The organism is Geodermatophilus sp. CPCC 205506 (assembly GCF_051383635.1).
Taxonomy (GTDB): domain Bacteria; phylum Actinomycetota; class Actinomycetes; order Mycobacteriales; family Geodermatophilaceae; genus Geodermatophilus.
The window spans coordinates 40,868-65,691 of record NZ_JALPKP010000025.1; the positions used below are offsets into that span (position 1 = coordinate 40,868).

The 24,824-nt window shown below is 73.6% G+C and carries 24 protein-coding genes and 1 tRNA gene; 1 reads left to right on the forward strand and 24 read right to left on the reverse strand.

What is annotated here, in order from left to right:
• Window positions 1-9 precede the first annotated feature (9 nt).
• From MY520_RS15420 to MY520_RS15450, 7 genes are all read right to left on the reverse strand, one after another.
• Window positions 10-921 carry a DUF559 domain-containing protein gene (locus tag MY520_RS15420; protein WP_436693201.1) on the reverse strand — a complete coding sequence of 304 codons (912 nt, stop codon included), beginning with the start codon at window positions 919-921 and terminating at the stop codon, window positions 10-12.
• Window positions 922-1,143: 222 nt separating this feature from the next.
• Window positions 1,144-2,415, reverse strand: coding sequence for an ATP-dependent Clp protease ATP-binding subunit ClpX (clpX, locus tag MY520_RS15425; protein WP_436693203.1), 1,272 nt, complete (start codon window positions 2,413-2,415; stop codon window positions 1,144-1,146).
• A 275-nt stretch (window positions 2,416-2,690) separates the two neighbouring features.
• The gene (locus MY520_RS15430) at window positions 2,691-3,317 is read right to left on the reverse strand and encodes an ATP-dependent Clp protease proteolytic subunit (RefSeq protein WP_436693205.1); all 627 of its coding nucleotides are present in this window, start codon (window positions 3,315-3,317) and stop codon (window positions 2,691-2,693) included.
• A gap of 16 nt (window positions 3,318-3,333) precedes the next feature.
• Complete coding sequence (locus MY520_RS15435; protein ID WP_436693207.1) at window positions 3,334-3,969, reverse strand: ATP-dependent Clp protease proteolytic subunit; 636 nt, start codon at window positions 3,967-3,969, stop codon at window positions 3,334-3,336.
• A 274-nt stretch (window positions 3,970-4,243) separates the two neighbouring features.
• A complete protein-coding gene (tig, locus tag MY520_RS15440; protein WP_436693209.1) occupies window positions 4,244-5,737 on the reverse strand; it encodes a trigger factor in 1,494 nt (497 codons plus the stop codon).
• 136 nt (window positions 5,738-5,873) lie between these two features.
• Window positions 5,874-5,947 (reverse strand) — tRNA-Pro (locus tag MY520_RS15445).
• Window positions 5,948-6,028: 81 nt separating this feature from the next.
• Window positions 6,029-7,330: a nucleotide disphospho-sugar-binding domain-containing protein gene (locus MY520_RS15450; protein WP_436693211.1), complete on the reverse strand. Its 1,302-nt coding sequence runs from the start codon at window positions 7,328-7,330 to the stop codon at window positions 6,029-6,031.
• 173 nt (window positions 7,331-7,503) lie between these two features.
• Between MY520_RS15450 and MY520_RS15455 the strand changes: the two genes are divergently transcribed.
• Window positions 7,504-10,824: a BTAD domain-containing putative transcriptional regulator gene (locus tag MY520_RS15455; protein WP_436693213.1), complete on the forward strand. Its 3,321-nt coding sequence runs from the start codon at window positions 7,504-7,506 to the stop codon at window positions 10,822-10,824.
• An 18-nt stretch (window positions 10,825-10,842) separates the two neighbouring features.
• On the opposite strand, the gene MY520_RS15460 is transcribed toward MY520_RS15455, so the two are convergent.
• From MY520_RS15460 to MY520_RS15540, 17 genes are all read right to left on the reverse strand, one after another.
• Window positions 10,843-11,397 (reverse strand): MarR family winged helix-turn-helix transcriptional regulator, encoded by a 555-nt coding sequence (locus MY520_RS15460; protein WP_436693215.1) that lies wholly within the window; start codon window positions 11,395-11,397, stop codon window positions 10,843-10,845.
• A gap of 144 nt (window positions 11,398-11,541) precedes the next feature.
• Window positions 11,542-11,940: a RidA family protein gene (locus MY520_RS15465; RefSeq protein WP_436693217.1), complete on the reverse strand. Its 399-nt coding sequence runs from the start codon at window positions 11,938-11,940 to the stop codon at window positions 11,542-11,544.
• On the reverse strand, window positions 11,937-12,305 hold the full coding sequence (locus MY520_RS15470) for a hypothetical protein (protein ID WP_436693219.1): 369 nt from the start codon (window positions 12,303-12,305) through the stop codon (window positions 11,937-11,939). The genes MY520_RS15465 and MY520_RS15470 overlap by 4 nt, the downstream gene beginning before the upstream one ends.
• A complete protein-coding gene (locus tag MY520_RS15475) occupies window positions 12,298-13,395 on the reverse strand; it encodes a Rieske 2Fe-2S domain-containing protein (RefSeq protein ID WP_436693221.1) in 1,098 nt (365 codons plus the stop codon). The genes MY520_RS15470 and MY520_RS15475 overlap by 8 nt, the downstream gene beginning before the upstream one ends.
• 1 nt (window position 13,396) lies before the next feature.
• Window positions 13,397-13,615 carry a recombinase-like helix-turn-helix domain-containing protein gene (locus MY520_RS15480; RefSeq protein WP_436693223.1) on the reverse strand — a complete coding sequence of 73 codons (219 nt, stop codon included), beginning with the start codon at window positions 13,613-13,615 and terminating at the stop codon, window positions 13,397-13,399.
• Complete coding sequence (locus MY520_RS15485; RefSeq protein WP_436693224.1) at window positions 13,608-14,195, reverse strand: alpha/beta fold hydrolase; 588 nt, start codon at window positions 14,193-14,195, stop codon at window positions 13,608-13,610. Before MY520_RS15485 ends, MY520_RS15480 begins: the two co-directional genes overlap by 8 nt.
• 2 nt (window positions 14,196-14,197) lie before the next feature.
• Window positions 14,198-15,874 (reverse strand): thiamine pyrophosphate-binding protein, encoded by a 1,677-nt coding sequence (locus MY520_RS15490; protein WP_436693226.1) that lies wholly within the window; start codon window positions 15,872-15,874, stop codon window positions 14,198-14,200.
• Window positions 15,875-15,900: 26 nt separating this feature from the next.
• Window positions 15,901-16,683: an SDR family oxidoreductase gene (locus MY520_RS15495; RefSeq protein WP_436693228.1), complete on the reverse strand. Its 783-nt coding sequence runs from the start codon at window positions 16,681-16,683 to the stop codon at window positions 15,901-15,903.
• 12 nt (window positions 16,684-16,695) lie between these two features.
• On the reverse strand, window positions 16,696-17,439 hold the full coding sequence (locus MY520_RS15500; RefSeq protein WP_436693229.1) for an SDR family oxidoreductase: 744 nt from the start codon (window positions 17,437-17,439) through the stop codon (window positions 16,696-16,698).
• Window positions 17,436-18,224: an alpha/beta fold hydrolase gene (locus MY520_RS15505; protein ID WP_436693231.1), complete on the reverse strand. Its 789-nt coding sequence runs from the start codon at window positions 18,222-18,224 to the stop codon at window positions 17,436-17,438. The genes MY520_RS15500 and MY520_RS15505 overlap by 4 nt, the downstream gene beginning before the upstream one ends.
• 1 nt (window position 18,225) lies before the next feature.
• Window positions 18,226-19,224, reverse strand: coding sequence for a VOC family protein (locus MY520_RS15510; RefSeq protein WP_436693233.1), 999 nt, complete (start codon window positions 19,222-19,224; stop codon window positions 18,226-18,228).
• A gap of 80 nt (window positions 19,225-19,304) precedes the next feature.
• On the reverse strand, window positions 19,305-20,276 hold the full coding sequence (locus MY520_RS15515; protein ID WP_436693235.1) for a PDR/VanB family oxidoreductase: 972 nt from the start codon (window positions 20,274-20,276) through the stop codon (window positions 19,305-19,307).
• Window positions 20,277-20,317: 41 nt separating this feature from the next.
• Window positions 20,318-20,851 carry a cupin domain-containing protein gene (locus MY520_RS15520; RefSeq protein ID WP_436693237.1) on the reverse strand — a complete coding sequence of 178 codons (534 nt, stop codon included), beginning with the start codon at window positions 20,849-20,851 and terminating at the stop codon, window positions 20,318-20,320.
• An 85-nt stretch (window positions 20,852-20,936) separates the two neighbouring features.
• Window positions 20,937-21,290, reverse strand: a complete 354-nt coding sequence (locus MY520_RS15525; RefSeq protein ID WP_436693239.1) for a RidA family protein — start codon at window positions 21,288-21,290, stop codon at window positions 20,937-20,939.
• Complete coding sequence (locus tag MY520_RS15530) at window positions 21,287-22,840, reverse strand: aldehyde dehydrogenase (RefSeq protein ID WP_436693241.1); 1,554 nt, start codon at window positions 22,838-22,840, stop codon at window positions 21,287-21,289. Before MY520_RS15530 ends, MY520_RS15525 begins: the two co-directional genes overlap by 4 nt.
• Before the next feature lie 46 nt (window positions 22,841-22,886).
• A complete protein-coding gene (locus MY520_RS15535) occupies window positions 22,887-23,741 on the reverse strand; it encodes an aspartate dehydrogenase domain-containing protein (RefSeq protein WP_436693243.1) in 855 nt (284 codons plus the stop codon).
• Window positions 23,742-23,744: 3 nt separating this feature from the next.
• Window positions 23,745-24,734 (reverse strand): ABC transporter substrate-binding protein, encoded by a 990-nt coding sequence (locus MY520_RS15540; protein WP_436693245.1) that lies wholly within the window; start codon window positions 24,732-24,734, stop codon window positions 23,745-23,747.
• Window positions 24,735-24,824: the final 90 nt, after the last annotated feature.

The window sequence follows — 24,824 nt, forward strand, 5'->3', positions numbered from 1 at the left end:
CCTTGCCGATCAGCGCACACGGTCGAGCCTCCTCCGCGCGGCCCGCACGGCGAGGATCTCCCGGCGGCAGGCATCGGGTGATGCGGTGAGCCGTCGGTAACCGAAGCGGAGGGTCTGCCACCCCACCGTGGCCAGCAGGGCGTCCCGGCTGATGTCGGCCTCCCGCTGGTCGCGGGAGCCGTGCCAGGCGGCGCCGTCCAGCTCCACGGCGAGGAGGACGTCGTCGTAGGCGGCGTCGAGGAGGAAGGTCCGCCCGGCAACGGTCACCGGACGCTGCTGCACGAACGGTGGCATCCCGGGGGCGCGCAGCACCTCGAGGCAGCCCCAGATCTCCAGCTCGCTCCTGCAGCCGCTCGCCAGCAGCGACACCAGGTGCGCCAGCTCGGCCCGGCCGGGCAGCCGGCCGCGGTCGGCGAGTTCGAGCTCCAGGTCACGCGGGCGGCACTGCCGTTGCCGCACCGCCGTGATGGCGGCGGCCCGGACGTCATCACGGGACAGCCCGGACGGCCGACCCCACGTGTCGACGACGGACCGCTCCACCGACGTGACCGCCAGACCGGCGACCCGGCGCCGCTCCTCGTACACGCCCGGCGCCCGGTGCACCGCGACGCCGGCGGAGCCGCGGGCGCTCCTCGCACTGTCGACGGAGAGGTGCACGGGTCCGGCCGGATGGCGTACCAGCTCCCACAGGGCGAGCGCGGTGACATGGCTCGCGACGGCCTCCCGGCCCTCGAGAGCGGCGGCCACCCGCACCCGCCAGTCCGGCGCCGCACCCGGCAGCGCCACGACACCCGGCCGGAGCCGGACCAGCCGTCCCTGGGAGACCCAGTACCCGACCGTGCGCCGGCTGACCCGGGTCAGGAGCTCGTCGGTGGTCACCCAGCCGTCCGGGCCGACCACCGCGGAGACGTCGATCGCCACGCCCGGAGGGTGCTGGTGCGGACGACGGCGCGGGTGCCCACGGCGGGATCTGTGGACGACGGCGCGGGTGCCCACGGCGGGATCTGTGGACGACGGCGCCGACCGTGTGCGCTGATCGGCAGGTCACCCGGCGGGAACTGCGCATCGGCGCCCACTGTGGGGGCGGGAACGCGGAACGGCCCGCCTCCCGGGGGAGGCGGGCCGTCGGTCAGCGGGTGGTGCTCAGGCCGACTTCTCGCGGGGGGCGCGGGTGGGCTTGCGCGGCACGATCGTCGGGTTGACGTGCTCGAGCACGACCTCCTTGGTGATCATCACCGAGGCGACGTCGTCCCGGCTCGGGACGTCGTACATCACCGACTGGAGGACCTCCTCCATGATCGCCCGCAGGCCACGGGCGCCGGTGCCGCGCAGGATCGCCTGGTCCGCGATCGACTCGAGCGCGTCCTCGGTGAACTCCAGGTCCACCCCGTCGAGCTCGAACAGCCGGCGGTACTGGCGCACCAGGGCGTTCTTCGGCTCGGTGAGGATGTTGATCAGCGCCTCGCGGTCCAGCTTCTGCACGCTGGTGATCACCGGGAGCCGGCCGATGAACTCGGGGATCATCCCGAACTTCAGCAGGTCCTCCGGCATGACCTCGGCGAAGGCGTTGGCCTCCTCGATCTCCTTCTTGCCGCGGATCTCGGCGCCGAAGCCGATGCCCTGCTTGCCGGCCCGCTGCTCGATGATCTTCTCGAGCCCGGCGAAGGCGCCGCCCACGATGAACAGCACGTTCGTCGTGTCGATCTGGATGAACTCCTGGTGCGGGTGCTTGCGGCCACCCTGCGGGGGCACCGACGCCGTCGTCCCCTCGAGGATCTTCAGCAGCGCCTGCTGCACACCCTCACCGGAGACGTCCCGGGTGATCGACGGGTTCTCGCTCTTGCGGGCGATCTTGTCGACCTCGTCGATGTAGATGATGCCGGTCTCGGCCCGCTTGACGTCGTAGTCGGCGGCCTGGATCAGCTTCAGCAGGATGTTCTCGACGTCCTCACCGACGTAGCCGGCCTCGGTCAGCGCCGTGGCGTCGGCGATGGCGAACGGGACGTTGAGCATCCGGGCCAGGGTCTGCGCCAGGTGCGTCTTGCCGCAGCCCGTGGGGCCCATCAGCAGGATGTTGGACTTGGCCAGCTCGACCGAGTCGTCGCGGCCTCCGGCGCCGCCGGCCTGCACCCGCTTGTAGTGGTTGTAGACCGCGACCGAGAGCGTCCGCTTGGCCTTGTCCTGGCCGATGACGTACTGCTCGAGGAAGTCGTGGATCTCCTTGGGCTTCGGCAGTTCGTCGAACTTGAGGTCCGACGACTCCGAGAGCTCTTCCTCGATGATCTCGTTGCAGAGGTCGATGCACTCGTCGCAGATGTAGACCCCGGGGCCCGCGATGAGCTTCTTGACCTGCTTCTGGCTCTTGCCGCAGAACGAGCACTTGAGCAGGTCACCGCTCTCACCGATTCGTGCCACCTGCTGACCTCCACCTCGGGGGAATCAGGCCCTGGTCCCAGGTGCCTGCGTGTGAACTGGTGCTGCTGTCCCGTGCACGGCCCCGCACTCCGCGAGGCTCTCCTCCCGGCGCTCTGGGCCGGGGATCGGGCGCTCGCCGACGGTACCTGGAGGCACCGGTGCCGAAGGGCGATGACTCGCCCGCCGGTCCGACGCCTGACCACATGCGTCCCGCGTCTCCCGACGGTACGGGTCGAGGGCGCGACACGCGCCCCCTCGACCCGTACCGATCGCGATCAGCCGGGGAGCGCGTTCAGCTTCCGGCTCTGGATGACCTCGTCGACCATGCCGTAGGCCTTGGCCTCGTCGGCGGTGAGGATCTTGTCGCGCTCGATGTCGGTGCGGACCTGCTCGACGGTCTGACCGGTGTGCCGGGCGAGGATCTCCTCCATCTGCGACCGCACCCGCTGGATCTCCGCGGCGTGGATCTCCAGGTCCGACACCTGACCACCGGACTCACCCGACGGCTGGTGGATGAGCACGCGGGAGTACGGCAGCGCCAGGCGCTTGCCCGGCGTCCCCGCCGCGAGCAGGACGGCGGCGGCGGAGGCGGCCTGGCCCATGCAGACGGTCTGGATGTCGGGCCGGACGAACATCATCGTGTCGTAGATGGCCATGAGCGACGTGAACGAGCCACCGGGCGAGTTGATGTAGATCGTGATGTCGCGGTCCGGGTCGGCCGACTCGAGCGTGATCAACTGCGCCATCACGTCGTTGGCCGAGGCGTCGTCGATCTGCACCCCGAGGAAGATGATCCGTTCCTCGAAGAGCTTGTTGTACGGGTTGGACTCCTTCATGCCGTAGCTCGTGCGCTCCACGAAGGAGGGCAGGATGTAGCGGCTGGAGGGCATCTGGAAGCTCATGGGTGTCCCTCCGGACTCAGTTGTCGGTGACCGGGTTGGCGCTGTCGGTCATCGCGGCCTTGCTCACCACGTGGTCGACGAAGCCGTACTCGAGGGCCTCGGCCGCGGTGAACCAGCGGTCGCGGTCGGAGTCCCTCTCGATCTGCTCGACGCTCTGGCCGGTGTGGAAGGACTGCAGCTCGTTGAGCTCCCGCTTGGTCCGGCGGAACAGGTCGGCCTGGATGGCGATGTCCGACGCGGTGCCGCCGACGCCGGCCGAGGGCTGGTGCATCATGATCCGCGCGTGCGGCAGGGCGTAGCGCTTGCCCTTGGTCCCGGCGGTCAGCAGGAACTGGCCCATCGAGGCGGCCAGGCCCATGCCGTAGGTGGCGACGTCGCAGTCGATGAACTGCATCGTGTCGTAGATGGCCATGCCGGCCGTCACGGAGCCACCGGGCGAGTTGATGTAGAGGTGGATGTCCTGCTTGGGGTCCTCAGCGGACAGCAGCAGCATCTGCGCGGCCAGCTGGTTGGCGATCACGTCGTCGACCTGGCTGCCCAGGAAGATGATGCGCTCGCGCAGCAGGCGCTCGTAGACCGAGTCGTTGAGGTTCATCCCCCCGGCGGCGGCACGCATGAGCGGCGCGCTCGCCGGGTTCGGGTTGGTGCTCACGGGTGCGGTGACCTCCGTAGAACTGGCGGTGCAGTCGGTCTCGGTGGGCGGGCGGGGAAGGTGCGCCCGGGGACACCAGGTGTTCCCGGTGGGTGCCGGCGTCTGCGTCGACCCTAACGCGCAGGTGCCGGGGAGCAGTCCCGGCGCGGGGGGTGTTCGCCGTGGGCGCAGCGGCGGCCCGCGACGGCGCGGGCGGTCCACGCCCCGGGACGAGCGACGCCGCCCCTCCCCGGTCGGCGGGGCGGGACGGCGTCGGTCGTCGATCGGGCCTTTCTCAGCTCTTGGCGGCGTCCCCGGCGTCCTCGGTGCCGGCGGCGTCCTCGGTGCCGGCGGCGTCCTCGGTGCCGGCGGCGTCGTCGGTGGCGGACTCCGCGCCGGCCGCCTCGGGAGCGGCGGACTCGTCGGCGGCCGGCTCCTCGGTGGCGGAATCGGCCGGGGCCGGCACGGTCTTCGGGCGCAGCGCCTCGAGGTCGACGACGTTGCCGGAGGCGTCGGTGATCGTCGTCTGCTCCAGCAGCTGGGCCAGCGTCTTCGTCCGGCGGACGTCGGCGACGAACTCGGCGATGTTGCCGCCCTGCTGCAGCTGCTGGGCGTACTGCTCCGGGCTCATCCGGTTGCGCTGGGCCTGGGCCATGATCTGCGCCGACAGGTCGTCGTTGTCGACGGTGACCTCACGGGCGTCGGCGATCGCATCGAGGATGAACTGGGTGCGCACCGCCTCCTCGATGTTCTTGCGCTGGTCGGTGTCGTAGGCCTCGCGGCTCTCGACGCCGGACATCGACAGGAAGCCGTCCCAGTCCATCCCGGCCTGCTGGAGCTCGTTCTGCATGGCCTGGTTGCGCCACTCGATCTCGCGCTCGACGAGGTTCTCGGGGATCGGCGCCTCGACGGTCTCGAGCAGGTGCTCGACCAGCTTGTCGCGGGCCTGCGCCCCCTGCTGGAGGACCTTGGTGCGGGCCAGCCGGGTGCGGACGTCCTCGCGGAGCTCCTCGAGGGTGTCGAACTCGCTCGCCGTGGAGGCGAACTCGTCGTCGAGCTCGGGCAGCTCCTTGGTCTTCACCGAGCGCACGGTGACGGTGACCTCGGCCGTCTCGCCGGCGTTCGGGCCGGACAGCAGCGGGGTCGAGAAGGTCTTCGACTCGTCGGCCGACAGCCCGCGGACGGCGTCGTCGAGGCCCTCCATGAGGTTGCCGGAGCCGACCTCGTAGGACATGCCGCTGGTCGTGCCGTCCTCGAGCACCTCGCCGTCGAGCGTCGCCTCCAGGTCGATGGAGACGAAGTCGCCGTCCTCCACCGCGCGGTCGACGGCGGTGAGCATGGCGAACCGCTCCCGCATGACGGTGACCTGCTGGTCGATCTCCTCGTCGGTGACCTCGACGTCGTCGACGGTCACGGCCAGGCTCTCCAGCGACGGCAGGTCGATCTTGGGGGCGACGTCGACCTCGGCGGTGAAGGCGAGGGTGTCGTTGTCGTCGAGGCGGGTGACCTCGATGTCGGGCTGGCCCAGGACGCGGACCTGGTTCTCCCGCACGACCTCGGAGTAGACCTCCGGGATGGCGTGCTGGACGACCTGCTCGAGGACGACGGGGCGGCCGATCCGCTGGTCGAGCACCCGGTTGGGCACCTTGCCCGGGCGGAAGCCGGGCACCCGCACCTGCTTGCCGAGCTCCTTGTAGACCTCCCCGAAGGCGTGGTCCAGGTCCCCCCAGGGCACCTCGATCGCCATCCGGACCCGCGTGGGGCCCAGTTCCTCGATGGTGCTCTTCACAGCGGCAGTGCTCCTCGATCGACAGACAGGGGTTGGGCGCCGGGCCGGTCCGACAGCGCCGGGTCGACCCACGAGTCTAGAGACACGCGCGCGACGGCCGGGGTGGCGGGATGGGACGCACACCGGCCTCGCGACGTCGGGGTGGCGGGATTTGAACCCACGGCCCCCCGCTCCCAAAGCGGGTGCGCTACCAAGCTGCGCCACACCCCGTGGCGCACCGAGTCTAGAAGGACCTCCCTGCCCGCCACCGCTCGCATGCCCGCGGCGGGACCCTGCAGGCAGGCCGGGAGGTCAGCCCACCGGACGGCGGGCCTCCGCGACCTCCGCGATCGAGGCGGCGGCCCGGCGCGGGCCGTCGTAGCCGGCGTAGACGGCCTGCAGCTCCCGCGCCCGCCGGCCGAACCGCTGGTCGCCCAGCACCGCGGTGACGCCGTCCCGGACCTGCTGCGGGTCGGGGGTGTCGGTCCGCAGCGCCACGCCGGTCCCCGACCAGGTCACCCGCGCCGACACCTCCATCTTGTCCTCGGTCAGGCCGGCGACCACCAGCGGGACGCCGTGGGCCAGCGCCGTCTGCACGCCGCCGTAGCCGCCGTTGGTGACCATGACGTCGACCAGCGGGAGCAGCTCGGTGAACGGGACGAACGGCGTCACCCGCAGGTTGGCCGGGCGGTCGTCGGCGGGCAGCACCTCGTCGGCGTCGAAGCCGATGGCGGTGGCGATGACGAGGGCGTCGAGGCCGGCGAGGGCGGCGACCGTCGGCAGGATGAGGTTGCGGGGGTCGGTGGCGATCGTGCCCTGGGTGACGAGCACGACCGGGCGGCCGGCGGCGCGGGCGGCGAGCACGTCGGCCCACCACGGCGGCGGGGTGAGGTCGTCGATGCCGGCGGGCAGCATCGGGCCGACGAACTCCACGGTGCCCGGCAGGTCGCGTCGCTCGTACTCGAACTCCGGGACGCTCGGGACCAGGTAGCGGTCGGCGAGGTGCGCGCCCCAGTCCATGAAGTAGCTGGTCATCGGCGGCAGGCCGAGCCGGGCGCGGACCTGCTCGGCGGCCCGCTGGCACTCGGCGAGGACGACGCTGCGCAGCGCCCAGTTCAGCGACCGGTTCCGCAGCCGGCCCAGCGTCGAGGACGACGGCAGCAGCCCGGTGCCGAACGGCGGGGCGTCGGCGCTGGAGATGCCGAGCGGCGACACGGAGAACACGACGCTCGGGATGCCGCGCCGCTCGCCGGCGATCGGGCCGGCCATGAACCCCTGCTCGGCGACGACGACGTCGGGGGCGAACTCGTCGAGGACGCGGTCGAGCTCGGCGACCCAGTCGGGGATCGGCCGGATGAAGACGTCGAGGATCGCCGCCTTGAGCGCCTGGAGGCCGGGCCTGCGGCCGGGCCGGGCGTCGATCTCGGCGTCGTCGAAGTCCAGGGCCGGGTCCATGCGGACGGCAGTGGCGCCGACCTTCTCGACCAGCGGCAGGTACTTGCCGCCGGTGTACCAGGCGACCTCGTGGCCGTCGGCGACCAGCTGCTGGGCGATCGGCAGGCCGGGACGCAGGTGGCCGGCCATCGGCATGGTGGTGAACAGGATGCGGGACATGGCGTGCTCCTCGGGTTCGGCTCCCGCACCGGGCGGGAGGGGCGACGGGCAGACCGTGCGCCCGGCCGCTTGACGGCTCCTCGACGCGGCGCGACGCTCCTGCCGCCCCGGCTGGACGCCCGCTGAACGCGCAGCTCGCCCGGCCGCGGAACGGGAACGGGGAGGAGGCGGGCGTGCGCTACGGGCTGCTCGGCGCGGTCGAGGCCCGCCGCTCGCCCGGCGACCGGCCGCTGGACCTCGGCAGCCCGCTGCAGCGGGTGCTGCTGGGCCTGCTGCTCACCGAGGCGGGGCGGCCGGTGTCGGTCGACCGCATCGTCGAGGAGCTGTGGGGCGAGGCGGCGCCGGCGGACCCGGAGGCCTCGGTGCAGACCTACGTCTCGCGGCTGCGCCGGCTGCTCGGGCCGGACGCCGTGGCACGGACCCCGGCCGGCTACCGGCTCGCGGCGACGCCGGGCGACGTCGACGCCGGCCGGTTCGCCGAGCTGGCGGCGGCCGCCGGCGAGGCGCTGGGCCGGGGGGACGCCGCCGCCGGGCTGGCCGCCGCGGAGGACGCCCTGGGGCTGTGGCGCGGGCCGGTCGCGCTCGAGGACGCCGGCGACCGGGCCTTCGCGGTCGCCGCCCGCACCCGGCTGGACGCGCTGCGCGCCGCCTGCCGCGAGGACGCGGTCGCCGCCCTGGTCTGCCTGGGCCGCGCCGGTGCGGCGGTCGCGCGGGCCGAGGAGCTGGTCGCCGAACACCCGCTGCGGGAGCGGCCGTGGGTGCTGCTGCTCGACGCGCTGCACGCCGCCGGCCGGACCGCCGAGGCGCTGGCCCGCTACACCGACGTCCGCCGGCTGCTCGGCGCGGAGCTCGGCGTCGAGCCGGGGCCGGCGCTGCGCGAGGCCCAGGCGCGGGTGCTCCGGAGGGAACCGGCGCCCCCTCCCCCGGCACCGGGCGCCGCGGGCCCCGCCCTCGTGGGCCGCGACGCGGAGCGGTCCGCCGTGCGCGCCGTCGTGGCGGGGCTGCCGCGCTCGGGCCCGCGGTTCGTCCTGGTCGAGGGCGAGGCCGGCATCGGCAAGACCCGGCTGGCGGCCGAGGCGGTGGCCGGGCCGGGCGTGCGGGTGGCGTGGGGCCGCTGCCACGAGGACGACGACGCGCCCGCGCTGTGGCCGTGGCAGCAGGTGGTCTCGGAGCTGTCGGGGCGGGCCGACCCGCTGGCCCTCCCCGGCGAGGGGGCCTTCGCCGCCTTCGAGCGCGCACTGGGCACCCTCGTCGCCGCGTCGGCCGAGGCGCGGGTGGTCGTGGTGGTGGACGACCTGCACTGGGCGGACCCGGCGTCGCTGCGGCTGCTCTCCTTCCTCGCCGTCGAGCTGCGGCACGGGCCGGTCGCGGTGCTCGCGACCTGCCGCTCGGGGGTGCCCGACCCGGCGCTGGCCCAGGTCCGCGCGACGCTGGCCCGCACCGCCGGCTTCACCCACCTCGCGCTGGCGCCGCTGGACGCCGCGGCGACGGCGGAGCTGGTGCGCGAGGTGGCCGACCTGGACGACGCGGCGCTGGCCGACCTGCACGCGCGGTCGGGCGGCAACCCGTTCTTCGCGACCGAGCTGGCCCGGGTGGCGGCGTCCGGTGGCGCGGACCGCGCGGTGCCGGCGGGCGTGCGGGACGTCGTCGAGCGCCGGCTGGCCCGGCTGCCCGAGGAGGTGCGGGCGGTGCTGCGGCTGGCCGCGGCGGCGGGCCAGCGGTTCGACGTCGCCCTGCTGCAGCGGGCCTCCGCAGGGGACGACGACGCCCTCGTCGACGCGCTGGACGCCGCCCAGACCGCGGACCTGGTGCGCCCGGCCGGCGCCGGTCGCCTGGCCTTCGCCCACGCGCTGGTCCGCGAGGCGCTGCTGGCCGACGTCCCGGAGCTGCGCCGGGGCCGCCTGCACGCCCGGCTGGCGGCGGCGCTGCCGGAGACGGCCGACCCGTTCGAGCGGGCGCACCACCTGGTCGCCGGCCGGCCGTTCACCGACGCCGCGGCCACGGTGGCCGCCTGCGAGCGGGCCGCCACGCGCGCCGCCCACGAGCACGCGCACGAGACCGCGGCCCGCTGGTGGGAGCGCGCGCTGGAGGCGCTGGACGCCGAGCCCGGCGGCGGGCCGCCGGACCTGCGGCAGGACATCCTGCTCCGCGCGGGCACGACGATGGCCCGCTCCGGCTCGTGGGAGGCCGCGACCGGCCTGCTCACCGCCGCCGTGGACGCCGCGCTGACCCGGGGCGACGCCGCCACCGCGGCGGCCGCCGCCGACCGGTTCTGCCGGCTGGCCGGGCTGTGGTTCCCGGTCGCCTACGGCAGCTACCCGGAGGACCTCGTGCGCCGGCTGGAGGCGGTGCTGGCCGCGGCCGGGGACGACGCCGCCGCCCGCGTGCGGAGCCAGGCCGCGCTGGCGACGGCCTGCCACTACGGCCCCGACCGCGGGCGCAGCGACCGGGAGTCCGCCGCGGCCCTCGCCCTGGCCCGCACGACCGGCCGCGACGACCTGCTGGTCACCGCACTGTCGGCGCGGCTGTCGGCGGCCTGGCTGCCGGGCGACGAGGACGAGCAGATCGCCACCGCCACCGAGCTGCTCGGGCTCGCCGCCGGCCCGGAGCGCGCCGACGTCGCCGTCCTGGCGCTGGCCCGCCGGTCGACCGCCCGCCTGGTGCTGGGCGACCTCGCCGGCGGCGACGCCGACCTGGTCGAGGCCTGGGACGTCGCCCAGCGGCACGACCTGCCGCTGCTGCAGGCGCAGTGCGTGAGCATGCAGGCGGCGCGGGCGACGCTCGACGGCCGCCACGACCTGGCGATGGAGCTGGTCGACCGGGCGTACGTGCTCACCCAGCGGACCCAGCTCTACACGCAGGACTGGACCGACCTGGTCATGCGCGCGTTCATCTGGATCGACCAGGGCTGCCTGGCCGAGCGCCTGACCGGGCTGCCGGCGGAGTCGTCGTCGGCCGGCGGTGCCCAGGCGTTCGTGCTGGCGCTGGCACTGCTGCAGACCGGGCAGGCGCCGGCGGCCGCGGCGGTGATGGCCGAGCACGACGCGTTCCGCGCCTGGCCGATGCAGTGGGACTGGCTGTCGCTGACCTGCTGGCAGGCGCTCATCGCCGGCGACCTCGCCAACGCCGGGGCGCTGCCGGACCCCGCGGTGGCCGCGGCGATCGCCGACCGGCTGCTCCCCCACGCCCACCGGCTCGCCCTCCAGGGCGGCATCGGCGCGCTCGGCCCGACGGCGCTGTACCTGGGGCGGGCCGAGGCGGCGGCCGGCCGGACCGCGGCCGCGGAGGAGCACCTGCGCCAGGCGGTCGCGGTCAGCGAGCGGCTCGGGCTGCGGCCGTCACTGGCCCGGGGGCTGCTGGCGCTCGCCCGGCTGCACGCGGCGCGCGGCGACCGGGGCGCGGCCGCCGGGGAGGCGGCCCGGGCGCGGGCCGTCGCGGAGGAGGTGGGCATGCGGCTGGTCGCCCGGGACGCGGGGCGGCTGGCTGAGGGCTGAGCGAGGGCCGGACGGCGGTCAGCGCTCGGCGACGGCGTCCTCGCCGACCTCCTCGAGGCCGGTGGTGGCCTGCAGGGACTCGTACAGCCGGCCCAGCAGCCGGGCCAGGTCCTCGCGCTCGTCGGGGCTGAGCTTCTCCAGCATCCGGGTGAGCCTGCCGAAGTGGGTGTCGGCGGCCCGGTCGACCATCTCGCGGCCGGCGTCGGTGAGCTCCACGTAGACCATGCGGTTGTCGTCGGGGTCCCGCTCCCGGCGGACGAGCCCCTCGCGCTCCAGGCGCTTGACCCGAAGGGTCAGCCCCCCGGTGGTGACCAGGGTCCGGCGGGCGAGCTCCCCGGCACTCAGGCGGTGGTCCTGCCCGGACCGCCGCAGGGCCGCCAGGACGTCGAACCCCGGTTCGCTGGTGCCGACCTCGGCGAACCCGTCGGCGATCGCGGACCGGTAGAGCAGGAAGCTCCGGTGCAGCCGGCCGAAGACCTCCATGGCGGAGACGTCCAGGCTCGGTCGGACCCGGGCCCACTGGCCGATGATGTCGTCCACGGCATCCCGGGACGTGGACGGTGCGGAGGTCATGGGGTCTCCTCAAGCTGTGCGGCGGCGCCCCGCCTGCAGACATCTTTCCACTGAACTATCTCTCCGCCCCGGAACTTCCGGGACAGAGAGTGAGGACCTGCTCCCATCGGGTGAGGCGCGACGGGCGGCCGCGGGGTCACCTGCTCAGCCCCCGCCGCCGGCGCTCCCGATGACCCCCTGCGCCTCGATCTCGACCTTCAGGCCCGGATCGACCAGCGCCGAGACCTCGACCAGGGTCGAGCAGGGGAAGTCGCCCGAGAACACCTCCGAACGTGCCCGGCCGACCGCGGCCTTGTCGTCGATCTCGGTCAGGTACACGCGCAGCACGAGGATGTCGTCCACCCGCGCGCCGCAGGCCTCGGTCAGCTCCCTGATCCGCCGGAAGGTCTCCCGCGCCTGCGCGTAGGCGTCCGCCCCGCCCACCGGGCCGTCCGGCCCGCCGGCGTGCATGCCGGACAGGAAGAACTGGTCGCCGTGCACCCGCGCGTTGCTGAACATGCCCGGCCGGGGCGGCTCCGGCACCGACTCCGCGCTGACCCTCATCCGCGCCCCTTCCGCTGGTCGGACTCCCGGGTGAGCCGCTCGCGCACCGGGGCGAAGTCGTAGGTCGGGTAGAAGTCGGTGTGGAAGACACCCCAGGCGCGACGCTCCAGCTCGACGTTCACCGCGGCGAGCCGGCCGGCCGGCAGCCGCAGCGTGACGATCTGGCCGACGCCCATCGCGACCACCCAGGAGACGACCTCGCACCCCTCGGGCGGGAAGCCGTGCCACCAGTCGGCGTCGTCGAGCTTGCGCTGCAACTGCTCGAGGTTCTGCGTCTGGTCGTGCCGCAGGAAGACGGTCAGCAGCATCGTCCCGTCGTCGGGGACGGCCTCGGCCGTCCCCGACGACGCGTTCGCCTCAGGCACCGGGTGCGGACACCAGCTGCGCGGCCTGCGCCTTGGCGTCGGCCCGGTACATCCGGCGGATCCGCGAGACGCCCAGGTCGTGCTGGTAGAGGTGCTCGTCGACGTCGGCATCGGCGGCCAGGGCCTCCAGCACCACCCGGTCCTGCTCCAGCACCGCCCAGTGCCTGGCCTCGAGCTGTGTCCGGTACAGGAAGCGCCACACCTCCCGCTCCCAGCCCTCCACCCGGCGGGTCCGCCAGTGGAAGATCGCCGAGTTGTCCTCGTCGATCGGGGTCGCCATGCCGACGATGCCGAACACCCCGCCGGGGCCGGCGCTCTGGGCGTAGGGGATCTCGAGGTCGACGTAGTCCATCGAGCCGCGGCAGAACTCCACCCAGTCGAAGTTCACGCCGCGCTGGTCGGTCTTCTCGAAGAAGAAGCCGCGGTCGGTCTCGCGGATCCGGAACCGGGCCGAGGTGTCGCCGCCGAACATCGAGTGCGAGTCGCGGTGCAGGAACGCGCCGTGCATCGGGTCGAGGACGTTGTCCATGTAGAACCGCCACGGACCGGCCCACTCCGCGAAGTTGGAGAACCAGGACACCGCGGGGTCCTTGAGCCGGTCGGGCAGCACGAACTCCGTCGGCGTCGACTCCTCGGTGAGCGGGACGAAGGCGAAGATCGTGTCGGCGGCCTCGACCACCTGGAGCGACACGGTGGCCTTCTTGCCCTCCAGGGTGCAGCCGGGCATGCCGGGCACCGAGACCACCGTCCCGGTGCCGTCCACCTGGACCCCGTGGTACTTGCAGGCCACCCGGTCGCCGAGGTGCTGGCCCACCGACAGCGGGGCGCTGCGGTGCGGGCAGCGGTCCTCGAGCACGGAGATCGTGCCCTGGGCGTTGCGGAACAGCAGCCAGTCGACCCCCAGTCGCTTGACCTTGACCATCTCCCCGGCGCCGACGAAGCGCGACGGGAGGAAGGGGTACCAGCGGTCCCGCAGCCCGGTGGCGGCGATCTCCTCGACGGAGAGTGCCCGGCGGGTGCCGACGACCTTGGGGGTCTTGATCGGCCGGGGCCGGGACGGAGCGGCGGGCTTGGTGCTGACGTCGGTCATCTCAGTCTCCCAGTCGGCGCATCTCGGCGCGGAAGTTGTCCTCGTTCCAGGAGCTCCCGTCGGGAGCGTTCAGACCCAGGCCGTTGAGGCCCTCGATGAGGCCCGGGAGGTCGTGCACGCCACGCCCGAAGACCTCCATGATCGCGCCGGAGAGCTTCTGCTCGTACGGGCTGATCGGGTCGGGGTGCGTCTGGTGTTCTTCCAGGTACTGCTCAGGCACGTGCTTCCTCCCTGGGCTGGGGCGTGAGGGTGCGGAGTCCCTCGGCGATGGACATGAACGCGGTGACCCACTCGGCGAACGAGTGGGGGTTGCTGCGGTGCACCGGCGCGGTGGTGCCGTCGACGACGACCATGACGCCGTTGTCGATGCCGCCGGCCACGGTCTGGGCCTGGGAGATGTCGCTGTCCGGCCGGGGCGCGGCGACGACCACCAACGTGGGCGTGTGCACCTGGCGCAGCAGCTCCCAGTAGCCGGGGTCGGACTCGTCGACCTCCGGGTCCCCGGCCAGGACGCTGATCACCAGGTCGGGCCGGCGGGCGGCGAGCAGCAGCGCCCGAGGCACCGCCGTCCCCGCGGCGATCACGTGCACCGGGCTCGCACCGTGGTGCTCGGTGACCGCCTCGACCGCCTGGGCGAGCCAGGCCTCGTCGTCGGGCTCCCCGGCGGGTGCCCACTCGACGGCGCCCAGGGCGTGCACCTGGTCGAGGAACCAGTCGGCGGGCTCGGCGCCCGCGCGCAGGCACAGGATGCCGGCGGTCAGGTCGTCGCCCTGCTCGGCGGGAGGCTGTTCGAGGGTCATGCTCACGCCCTTCCGGTGGTGGTGGGGATGTGCACCGGCGGGGTGAAGGCGCCGGGCTTGGGCTCCAGGGCGGTCACGTCCACCTCGATCATCACGGGGCGGTGTTCGGCCACCGCCTCGCGGAGCACCGACTCGAACGAGCCGGCGTCGCGGACCAGCCAGTACGGCATGTCCATCGACCGGGCCAGCAGCCCGAAGTCGGGGGTGAACAGGTCGACGCCGGTGACGTCGAAGCCGTTGGCCCGCTGCATGTTGCGCAGGACGCCGTACCCGCCGTCGTTGAACACCAGGACGACGACCCACGCCCGCGTGCCGCCGAGCGAGGCGAGCTCGCCCAGGTGCACCGCCAGGCCGCCGTCGCCGGCCATGACCACCGTCGGGACCTCCGGCCGGCCGACGGCCGCGCCGATGCCCATGGCCAGGCCCTGACCGATGCCGCCGCCGAGCGGGAAGATGTTGGAGCTGCGCTCGTAGAACTCCAGGAGCCGGTTGCCCCACTGGCTCGACGGGATGGTCACGTCGCGGGCCACGACCGCCTCGCGGGGCAGGACGGTGCGCAGCCCGCGGCAGATGTCGGCGTAGCCGCCGATGTAGCCGTACAGGTCGGCGCGGACCTGCTCCCGGACGGCGCGCACCCGCTCGCGCCAGCCGGGCTCGGTGGCGGTGCCGGTCACCCGCTCGAGCAGCGCGGCCAGCACCGGGGCGGCGTCGCCGACCAGCCCGACGTCGGCCGGGTAGACCCGCCCGACCGAGGCCGGGTCGACGTCGATCTGGACGTGCCGTTTGGGCAGCTCGAGGTGGTAGCTCCGGGTCTCGTTGGACCGGAAGTGCGTGCCGATGCTGAGCACCAGGTCGGCCTCGGCCAGCAGCGGGGTGACCGACGGGGTGCTGGCGAAGTTGCCGATCACCAGGTCGTCGTCCTCGGGGATGATCGCCCGGCCCGAGTTGCTGGTGAGCACGCCCGCGCCCAGCCGGTGCGCCAGCTCGGTGAGCTCCGCCTCGGCGGCGGCCGCGCCGCCACCGACCCAGAGCAGCGGTCGTTCCGCGGCGGCCAGCAGCCGGGCGGCCGCGTCGAGGGCGTCGTCGTCCGGGTGCGGCACGGGGGCCGGCTCGGCGACGAACGGCTGCTGCTCGTCGGGGCGGGCGAGGTACTGTAGGTCCGACGGCCACTCGACGCTGGCCGGGCCGCCGGGGGTGCTGGTGATCGCGGCGACGGCCTCCTCGAGGACCGCCTCGGCGCGGTCGGCCGACGGCACGGACGCCGCGAACACCGAGATCGCCTCGAGCATCCTCAGCTGACCGGGGAACTCGTGGATCACGCCGCGCGAGGGGCCGGTGGCCGCCGCGTCGTAGTGCTCGGAGTCGATCTGGCCGGTGATGTGCAGCACCCGGCTGCCGGCGGTGAGCGCCTCGACCATCGACCCGGCGGCGTTGCCCGCCCCCGTGCCGGTGCTGGTCAGTGCCACGCCGATGCGGCCGGTGGCGCGGGACCAACCGTCGGCGGCGTTGACGACGGCGGCCTCGTGGCGCATCTCGACGAAGGTCAGCTCGCGGGCGACGGCCTCGACCAGCGGCAGGTTGTGCACGCTGATGACGCCGAAGGCGGTGTCGATGCCGTGTCGCTTCATGACGGCGACGAGGACGTCACCGCCGGTGGGCTGGCGAGGGGTGCTGGTCATGGCGCGGAGGTCCTGTCGCAGTCGGGTCAGATGTATCGGGAGACGCCGCCACCGACGTCGATGGTGGCGCCGGTGCAGTAGCTCGACAGCGGCGAGAGCAGGGTGACGATCGGGAAGGCGACCTCCTCGGCCCGGCCGAAGCGGCCCAGCGCGATGCCGCGGTCGGCGGCGATCTCGGCGCTCCACTCCTCGTAGCTCCGGGACGTGCCGGCGGCCTCGTACCGGCGCCGCCACTGGCCGGTGTCGATCAGCCCGAGCGCCACCGTGTTGACCCGGATGCCGTCGGCCCCGAGGTCCTGGGACAGCGTGCGGGTCAGGTTGAGCAGCGCGGCCCGTGCGGCGGAGGTGACCGCCAGCCGCGCCTCGGGCTGGCGCGCCAGGATCGCGTTGACGTTGACCACCGAGGCCGCGTCGGACGCCGCCAGGTGCTTGCGCGCGGCCCGGATGACGTTCCAGGCGCCGAACACCTTGAGCTCGAGCTCCTCGCGGATCTGCTCGTCGGTGGTGTCGCCGATCGGGGCCATCAGGGAGCGGCCGGCGTTGCACACCACGCCGTCCACCCCGCCGAAGGCCGCGACGCCCTCGGCGACCATCGCCTCGACCGAGTCCCGGTCGACGACGTCGCAGGAGACGGCGTGCACCCGGCCGGGGCCGGACAGCTCGTCGACGACCCGCCGCAGCCGGTCCAGGTCGCGGGCCGACGCGACCACCCGGGCGCCCTCGGCGACCAGGTAGCGGGTGGTGGCCAGGCCCACCCCGGAGCTCGCTCCGGTCACGACGACGACGCGGCCGTCCAGTCCCAGGTCCATCTCAGCTCCTCATCACTGGGGCATCACGAAGCCGCCGTCGACCGCCACGACCTGGCCGGTGATGAAGCCGGCCCGGTCCGACAGGAGGTAGGCGACGAGGTCGGCGACGTCCTGCGGGGTCTGCTCGCGGGGCAGCACCCGGTTGTCGGCGTAGAGCTGGTAGCGCTCGGCCGGCACGGTCTCGGTCGCCTCGACCCGGATGAGCCCCGGGGCGACGGCGTTGACGCGGACCCCGTGCGGGCCGGCGTCGCGCGCCATCGTGCGGGTCATGGACATGACCGCGCCCTTGGAGCCCACGTAGTGCACCAGCCGCGGGGAGCCGTAGATGGCGGTGTCGGAGGCGACGTTGACCACCGCGCCCCGGCCCTTGGCCAGCATCTGCGGCACGAGCCGCGCGGCCACCTGCCAGGTGCCCAGCGCGTTGACGGTCATGACCCGCTGGAAGGCCGCCACGTCGAGCTCCCAGAAGGTGTCGCCACCGACGCCGTCGGCCAGCGCGGCGTTGTTGACCAGGGCGTCCGCCCCGCCCAGCTCGGCGGTGCACTCGGCCAGCGCCGCCACCGAGGCGGGGTCGGCGATGTCGACGGTGAGCGCGTGCACCTCGGCGCCGCCGGCCCGCAGCTCCGCGGCCGTCTCCGCCAGCAGCTCGCCGCGGATGTCGCCGAGCACCAGGCGGTCGCCCTCGGCGGCGAGCACCTCGGCGATCACCCGGCCGAGCCCGCGGGCGGCGCCGGTCACGACGCTGAGGCGGCTCATGCGAGGCCCCAGAAGTCGAGCAGCGCCGCGGCGACCTCGTGCGGGCGCTCGGTGACCGCGGCGTGCCCGGCGCCGGGCACCAGGACGAACCTGGCGCCGGGCACGGTCGCGGCCAGCAGCCGGGACTCGTCGACGCCGGTCACCGTGTCGTGCTCGCCGACCAGCACCAGCGTCGGCACCTCGATCGAGGCCAGCAGCCCGGCGGTGTCGGTGGCGGCCATGAACTCCGCGGCGCCCTGGTAGCCGGGCAGCCGCACCCGCGCCATCTCGGCGCGGACGGCCTCGGCGACGACGGGGTCGCAGCCGGGGGCGACCAGCTTCGGAGCGCGCGCGGCGGCGAACGCCGCCGGCCCCTGCTCGACGAGGTCGGCGACCCGGGCCCGCATCGCCGCGGCTCTGGCCGGGCTGGTGCCCGACCCGCGGGTGGAGTCAGCGAGCACCAGGGAGCGCACCCGCTCCGGGTACCGGGCGGCGACGACGGTGGCGATCACCCCGCCCCAGGAGGTGCCGACCAGGTCGACCTGGTCCAGCCCCAGCTCGTCGAGGACCTCGCACACCCGCGCGGGGTGGTCGACGTCCGCCGGGCCGGCCGGGTCGGCCGACTCGCCGTATCCGGGGGCGTCCCAGGACAGGGCGCGCAGCGCGTGCCCGGCCAGGACCGAGCCCACCGGCGCGCACGAGCGGGCGTTGCCGCCGATGCCGTGCAGCAGCAGCACCGCGCGGCCGGTCCCCTCGTCGGTGAGGGAGAGGCCGCCGGCGGTCCGGATGCGGGAGACGACGGGCATGTCAGGCCTCGACCCCGACGCCGAGCCCGGCACCGTTGTCGGCCTCGACCGGGAGGAAGTAGTCCGGCTTGGTGTCGACCAGCTCCCGGGCCCCCGGGTCGGGGATGCCGGCCATGGCCGAGCGGACCGTGGAGGTCGGCGGGCCCGCGGTGCGCCACTGGTCGGAGAGCTCCGGCGTCCGCTTCCAGGTGCGGCACAACCAGGCGTCCTCGTCGACCTGGATGACCTCGGAGGTGTACTCGCAGACCAGCTGCGCCGGGTCGGTGTAGTAGGAGAACGTGTTGTCCCCCGGGCCGTGCCGCCCCGGTCCCCACTGCGGCGTGATGCCGTGCACCTTGAGGCTGCCGATGCCCCGCATGAAGTGGTCGACCGACGCCATCTCGTAGGCGACGTGGTTGACCGAGGCCCACGGTGCCTGGTTGAAGGCGATCACGTGGTGCTCGGGGTTGCACCGCAGGAACGACATCTGGTGCTCCGACCAGTCCGAGACCCGCATGCCCAGCACCTGGCTGTAGAAGGCGGTGGCCCGGTCGATGTCGACGGTGTTCAGGACGACGTGGGCCAGCTTGCGCGGCAGCGCGGCGTAGCCCCGCTCGTCCCGCCGGGGGACGGCGTGCACGTCGGCCGCGAGCTCCACGACCCGGCCCTCCGGGTCGACCAGCGCCAGGCCGTACCCGCCGGCGGCGTCGTCGGAGGGACCGGGCTCGCGCAGCAGCGGGATGCCCAGCCGCTCCAGCGCGCGGGCGGCGTCGTCGATCTCGCGCGGCGTGGCCACGGCGAAGGTGACCCCGCCGAGCGAGTTCTGCGCGGCGTTCTGGAGCTTGAGGATGTGGTGGTCGTCGCTGGTGCCGCGGAGCCAGAACCGGTCGCTGTCGGCCTCGGTGAGGCCCAGCCCCCAGACCTCGCTGTAGAAGTCCTTGGAGGTGACCGGGTCGGGCACTCCGAGGGTGACCGACCGCAGCGCGCGGAGCCGGACGACGGGGGTGTCGGCGTAGTGCATGGGATCTCCTGTCGGGCGGCGGCCCACCTGCGGGGTCCCGCCGCGAACCTGCGAGTGGCGGGGGGCAGCTGGGTCCTTCTTCAGAGTTCGAGGACGAGCTCGCGGCCGCGGCAACGGGAGACGCAGACCATCATCGTCCCGGCGGCCTCGTGCTCCTCCGGCGTGAGCAGGAAGTCCCGGTGGTCCACCTCGCCGGAGAGGACGGTGGTCTCGCAGGTCCCGCAGATGCCCTCGGCGCAGGAGGACGGGACGTCCACGCCGGCGGCCTCGAGCGCCTCGAGCACGGACTCGTCGGGGCCGACGGGGATGCGCTCGCCGGTCGAGTTCAGGACCACGTCGAACGCCTCGTCGACGGTGCCGGGGGGCAGTTCCCGCTCGGGGGCCTTGAACCGCTCCAGCCGGAGCAGGTTCGGGTCCTCCATGCCCTCGGCGACCGCGTCCATCAGCGGCGTCGGGCCGCAGCAGTAGACCAGCGTGCGCGGGTCCTGGCTGTGCAGCATCGCCTTGAGGTCGGGGTAGCGGCCGCTCTCGTCGTCGACGTGCACGTGCCGCCGTTCCCGCGGCAGCTGGTCGACCGCCGGGAGGAAGGCCATCGTCTGCCGGCTGCGGCCGGTGTAGAGCAGCGACCACTCCGCTCCGCGGGCCTCGAGCTCCCGGACCATCGGCAGGATCGGGGTGATCCCGATCCCGCCGGCGATCAGGAAGTGCTTGGGCCCGTCCTCGAGGTGGAACGCGTTCCGCGGGCCGTCGACGACGATGTGCACACCGACCGGCAGCGAGTCGTGGATGTAGGAGCTGCCGCCGCGGGAGTCGGCGGTGCGCAGCACGGCCACGGTCCACCTCCTGGAGTCGTGGGGATCCGAGCACAGCGAGTACTCGCGGACGAGGCCGTTCGGCAGGTGCAGCGCCAGGTGCGCACCCGGCTTCCAGGTCGGCAGCGCCGCCCCGGACGGGTCGACCAGCGTCACGCTGGTGATGCCGTCGGCCTCCCAGGTCTTCTGCTGGACCCGCAGCACGTGCTGCCCGGCCTCGCCCGCGAGGTTCCTCTCCATGCTCCGACTCCTCGTTCGCTACCTGCGGATGGGGCGCCCGCTCAGCGGGTGACGCCGTACATCTCCGAGGTGGGCGGGTAGGTCGGCAGCTGCGGCTTCTGGGTGCCGATGATCACGCACATCAGGGCGTCGGTGTCGCCGACGTTCTTCAGCGAGCGCGGGACGCCGGCCGGGACGCGGATCAGGTCGCGGTAGCCGAGGGTGCGCACGGCCTTCTTGGTGCCGTCCTCGACGTCGTGGACGGCCACCTCCAGCGTGCCCTCCAGGACGAAGAAGACCTCTTCCACGTCGTGGTGGGTGTGCTCCGGGCCGACGGCGCCGGCGGGCAGCCGCATGTTGGAGAAGGTGAAGTGCTCCGCCGCCAGCGTCCGGCTGTCGGCCGAGTGGTCGCCGGTGGCGCCGGAGCCGATGTAGCGGATCTGCGCGCGCTTGAAGCGGTCGCCACCGGCGGCCGCCTGGAAGCCCAGGGTGTCCCAGTCCTCGTAGCGGCTCTCCGCGGTGGCGAGGCAGGAGTCGATGAGGGCCTCGAGGTCGGTGGTCTGGGTCGCCTCGGGCGTTGCGGTCTGCTCGGTCACTGCGTTGTTCCTTCCTGTGTCCCGGCGGGCGGTGTCGCCGCCGGTGGTCCGGGGTGGGGTGTCGGTGCTGGTCGGCGCCGCGCGGTCAGTGCGCGCGGCCCCGGTGCGCGATCGCCTCGATCTCGACGGTGGCCCCGTAGGGGAGGCCGGCCACCTCGACGAAGCTGCGCGCCGGCCGCGGCTCGGCGAAGACCTGCTCGTAGTGCGCGTTCGCCTCGTCGCGCAGGCTGACGTCGGTGACGAAGTAGGTCGTCTTCACGACGTCGGCCAGCTGCATGCCCACGGTGGCCAGCCGCTCGGTGAGGCGCGCGATCGCGGCCTCGATGGCCTCGGTGCGCCCCTGGACGGCGTGCCCCTCGGGGTCCACCGACAGGGCTCCGGAGACGAACGCCAGGTCGCCGACGGCGAAGGCCGGGCTGTAGGGGTGCGCGCTGCTCATCGCTCCTCCCCCTGCAGGTTCGCCCACGGGAGAGGGCGCCCGCTGAGGTCGACGTAGATGCTCTTCTGGTGCATGTAGGACCGGATCCCCTCCCGGCCCTTCTCGACCCCGATGCCGCTCTCCTTCAAGCCGGCGAACGGGGTGGAGATGCTGAACTGCTTGTAGGTGTTGATCCAGACGGTGCCGGCCTTGACGGCGCGGGCCACCCGCCAGGCGCGGGGGAAGTCGGCGGTCCAGATCCCGCAGGCCAGGCCGAAGACGGTGTCGTTCGCCTGCGCGACGAGGTCGTCCTCGTCGTCGAAGACGAGCAGCGTCGCGACCGGCCCGAAGATCTCTTCCTGGCAGATGACGTCGTCGTTGCGGACGTCGGTGAGGATCGTCGGCAGGTAGTAGGCGCCGACGGCCAGCGCCTCGTCGTCGGGGATCCGGCCGCCGCACAGGACGGTGGCCCCGCCGGCCACGGCGTCGTCCACCATCTTCGCGACCGAGTCGCGGTGCGAGTGGGTGATCATCGGGGCCACCTGGGTGCGGGGGTCCCCGCCGGGCCCGACGACCAGCCGCTCCGTCGCGGCGACCAGCCGGGAGACCAGCTCCTCGTGGACGTCGCGGTGGACGAAGATCCGGGAACCGGCGATGCAGCTCTGACCGCTCGAGGAGAAGATCCCGTAGACCAGGCCGGCGACGGTCTGGTCCAGGTCGGCGTCCGGGAAGACGATCGTCGGCGACTTGCCGCCGAGCTCCAGGGTGACGGGCATGATCTTGCGGGCGGCGATCGACCCCAGGTGCCGCCCGGTCGACGTCCCGCCGGTGAAGGTCACCTTGCTGACCTGCGGGTGGGAGACCAGCTCCTCCCCCACGACGCGCCCCGGCCCGGGGAGCACCGAGAGCAGACCGTCGGGCAGTCCGGCCTCCTGCGCGAGCCGGGCCAGGAACAGGGTCACCCACGGCGCCCAGACCGGCGGCTTGGCCACGACGGCGTTGCCGGCGGCGAGGGCGGGGGCGATCTTCTGGGCGTCGCTGGCGATCGGCGAGTTCCAGGGGGTGATGGCCCCGACGACCCCCATCGGCTCCCAGGTGGCGAAGGTCAGGAACGGGCCGCGGGACGGGGTGACGTCCCCGGTCATCGTCTCGAGGCTCGCGGCCATGTAGCGGAAGGTGTTGGCCGCGCTCACGCACAGCGCCTTCGTCTCGGTGCGGGTCTTGCCCGTGTCGAGCGTCTGCAGCGCCGAGACGAGGTCGGCGTTCCGGTCCAGCGCGTCGCCGATCCGGTAGAGCACCCGCGCCCGCTCGTGCGGCAGCAGGTCGGCCCACCCGGTGTCGGCGACGGCCTGCAGGCCACCGCGCACCGCGCGGTCGACGTCGGCGGCGGTCGCGCCGTGCAGGGTGGCGAAGACCACACCGGTGGACGGGTCCACCGACTCGATCAGGTCGCCGGTGCCGCGCTCCCACCGGCCGGCCACGAAGATCTCGTCCGTCAGGAGCGCCTGCAGCTCGGCCGGGGCGGCGGCCGTGCGCGCCGGGTCGTCCACGACCTGTAGTTCGTCGATCATCTGGTCTCCTTCGGTGTCCTCGGGACGTCGGTCTGGCACGTCGGGCTCAGGCGATGAGGGGTGGCCTGGCCGTCATCCCCCGGAGGGTCCGGAGCAGCGAGTAGGGCACCACCGCGCTGGTCTTCGGGTTGTCGGCGCTCGGGCGGTTCTGCACCTGGAAGACGTAGGTGCCCGACCGCCCGGTGGCCTCGATGCGGTGGGTGACCAGCTCCGCCGCGGGGTCGGCGTGCAGCTCCACCACGACCCCCTCGGGGTCGGCCACCGCGAGGGCCAGCGCGCTGGCCACGTTGAGCGACTGCGGGAAGAGCCGGGCCGCCTCGGCCGGGGTGCCCCGGAAGACCAGCACGTCCCCCGTCGCCCCGGTGAGCCGGCGCCGCTCCGCCTCGTCCATCCAGGGCTGGAGCAGGGACTCCGGCTGCTTCGTCGTGCGCAGGACGACCTCGTCCAGCCGCTCGACCGCCGCGGCCGACGCCAGCAGGTCCAGCCCGCCGACCGCGCCGTGGGTGCAGCGCAGCCGGCCCGGGCCGAGCTGGTCGAGCCGGTCCCGCAGGCTCGGGTCCATCAGCGCCCCGATGGAGGTCGCCAGCAGGTCCCGGCCGGCGGTGAGGACCGGCTCGACCGCGCTGAGCAGCGCGGACGCGCCGGCGCACTCGACCACCACGTCACAGGCCTCGATGGCCTGCTCCAGGCTCATCTGCGGCACCGGCGGGGCGGAGAGCTCCGACCGGTTGACGACGGCGACCAGCGTGGCGCCCTCGACCGCACCGGCCAGGAGCTCCCGCGCCACGGTCCTGCCGATGGCCCCGTAGCCCAGCAGGGCCACGCGGGGCCCGGCCCCCCGGGCGCCGGCCGTGGGGCCGGCGTCCGGGGTGCGAGCCGCAGCCTCGGCAGGGAGTGACATCGGTCAGGAACCCTCGGGCACGTAGGTGAACTCGGCGGCGTCGTAGCCCTCCTCGAGGAGCTCCTGCTCCACGAGGATGTCGACGACCCGCTGGATCTGCTCGACGTCGGTCTCGGCGAAGAAGTCGGGCAGGGCCATGTTCTGCGCGACGTCCTCGGGCACGTTGGCGACGCCCGGCAGCCAGGTGCGGAACTCCTGCTCGTTGGCCTCGATGTCCCCGCCGGCGGCGTACATCGCGCGGATGAACGCGTTGATCGTGTTCGGGTTCTCGGCGATGAACGCGTCGCTGGAGATGAAGTTGGAGACCGCGAGGCCGGCGTTGGGACCGTTCGGGTCGGCGAGGTCGACCACCTCACGCATGCCGGCACCCAGAGCGGCCGAGGAGAAGGGCTCGGGTGAGTAGCCGACGTCGATGGAGGCGGACTGGACACCGGCCAGCATCTCCGGGAACGGGACCTCGACGAAGGTCGGCTCGACGTCCTCGAGGCCCTCCTCGTTGAGCAGGTTCCGCAGGGTGACGTCGCCGATGTTGTTGGTCGCGTTGATCCCGATGGTCTTGCCGTTCAGGTCCTCGAGGGTCTGCACCGGGGAGTCCGGTGGGACGTAGACCGACAGGCCGCCCGGGCCGAGCGCGCTGGTGAGGACGACGGTCTTGATCGGCAGCCCGGTCTGGGTCGCGATCGAGGTCGAGATGGTGTTCGAGAAGCTGAGGTCCAGCTGGCCGGCGGCGACGTTCTGCGCGGCGATCGGGCCGCCCTGCACGGGCTCGAGGGTGACCGTCAGGCCCTCGTCCTCGAAGAAGCCCTTCTCCTGGGCCCAGTAGAGCGCCGCGTAGTCGGCCAGCGGGAGCGACCCGACGGTGAGTTCCGTCGTCTCCAGGCCACCGTCGCCGGAGCCCTCCCCGCCACCCGCGGCGGGCTCGTCGGAGCCACACGCGGACAACCCCAGCGTCGCCACGACGGCCATCCCCGTCACCGCGCTTCGGAACCTCATACCAATACCTCCGGCCTCAGAATCTTTGCACTCAACTATCGGGTCAAGCGTGACGGACGGCACGCTCGCTGTCAACGCCTGCGGGTTGCC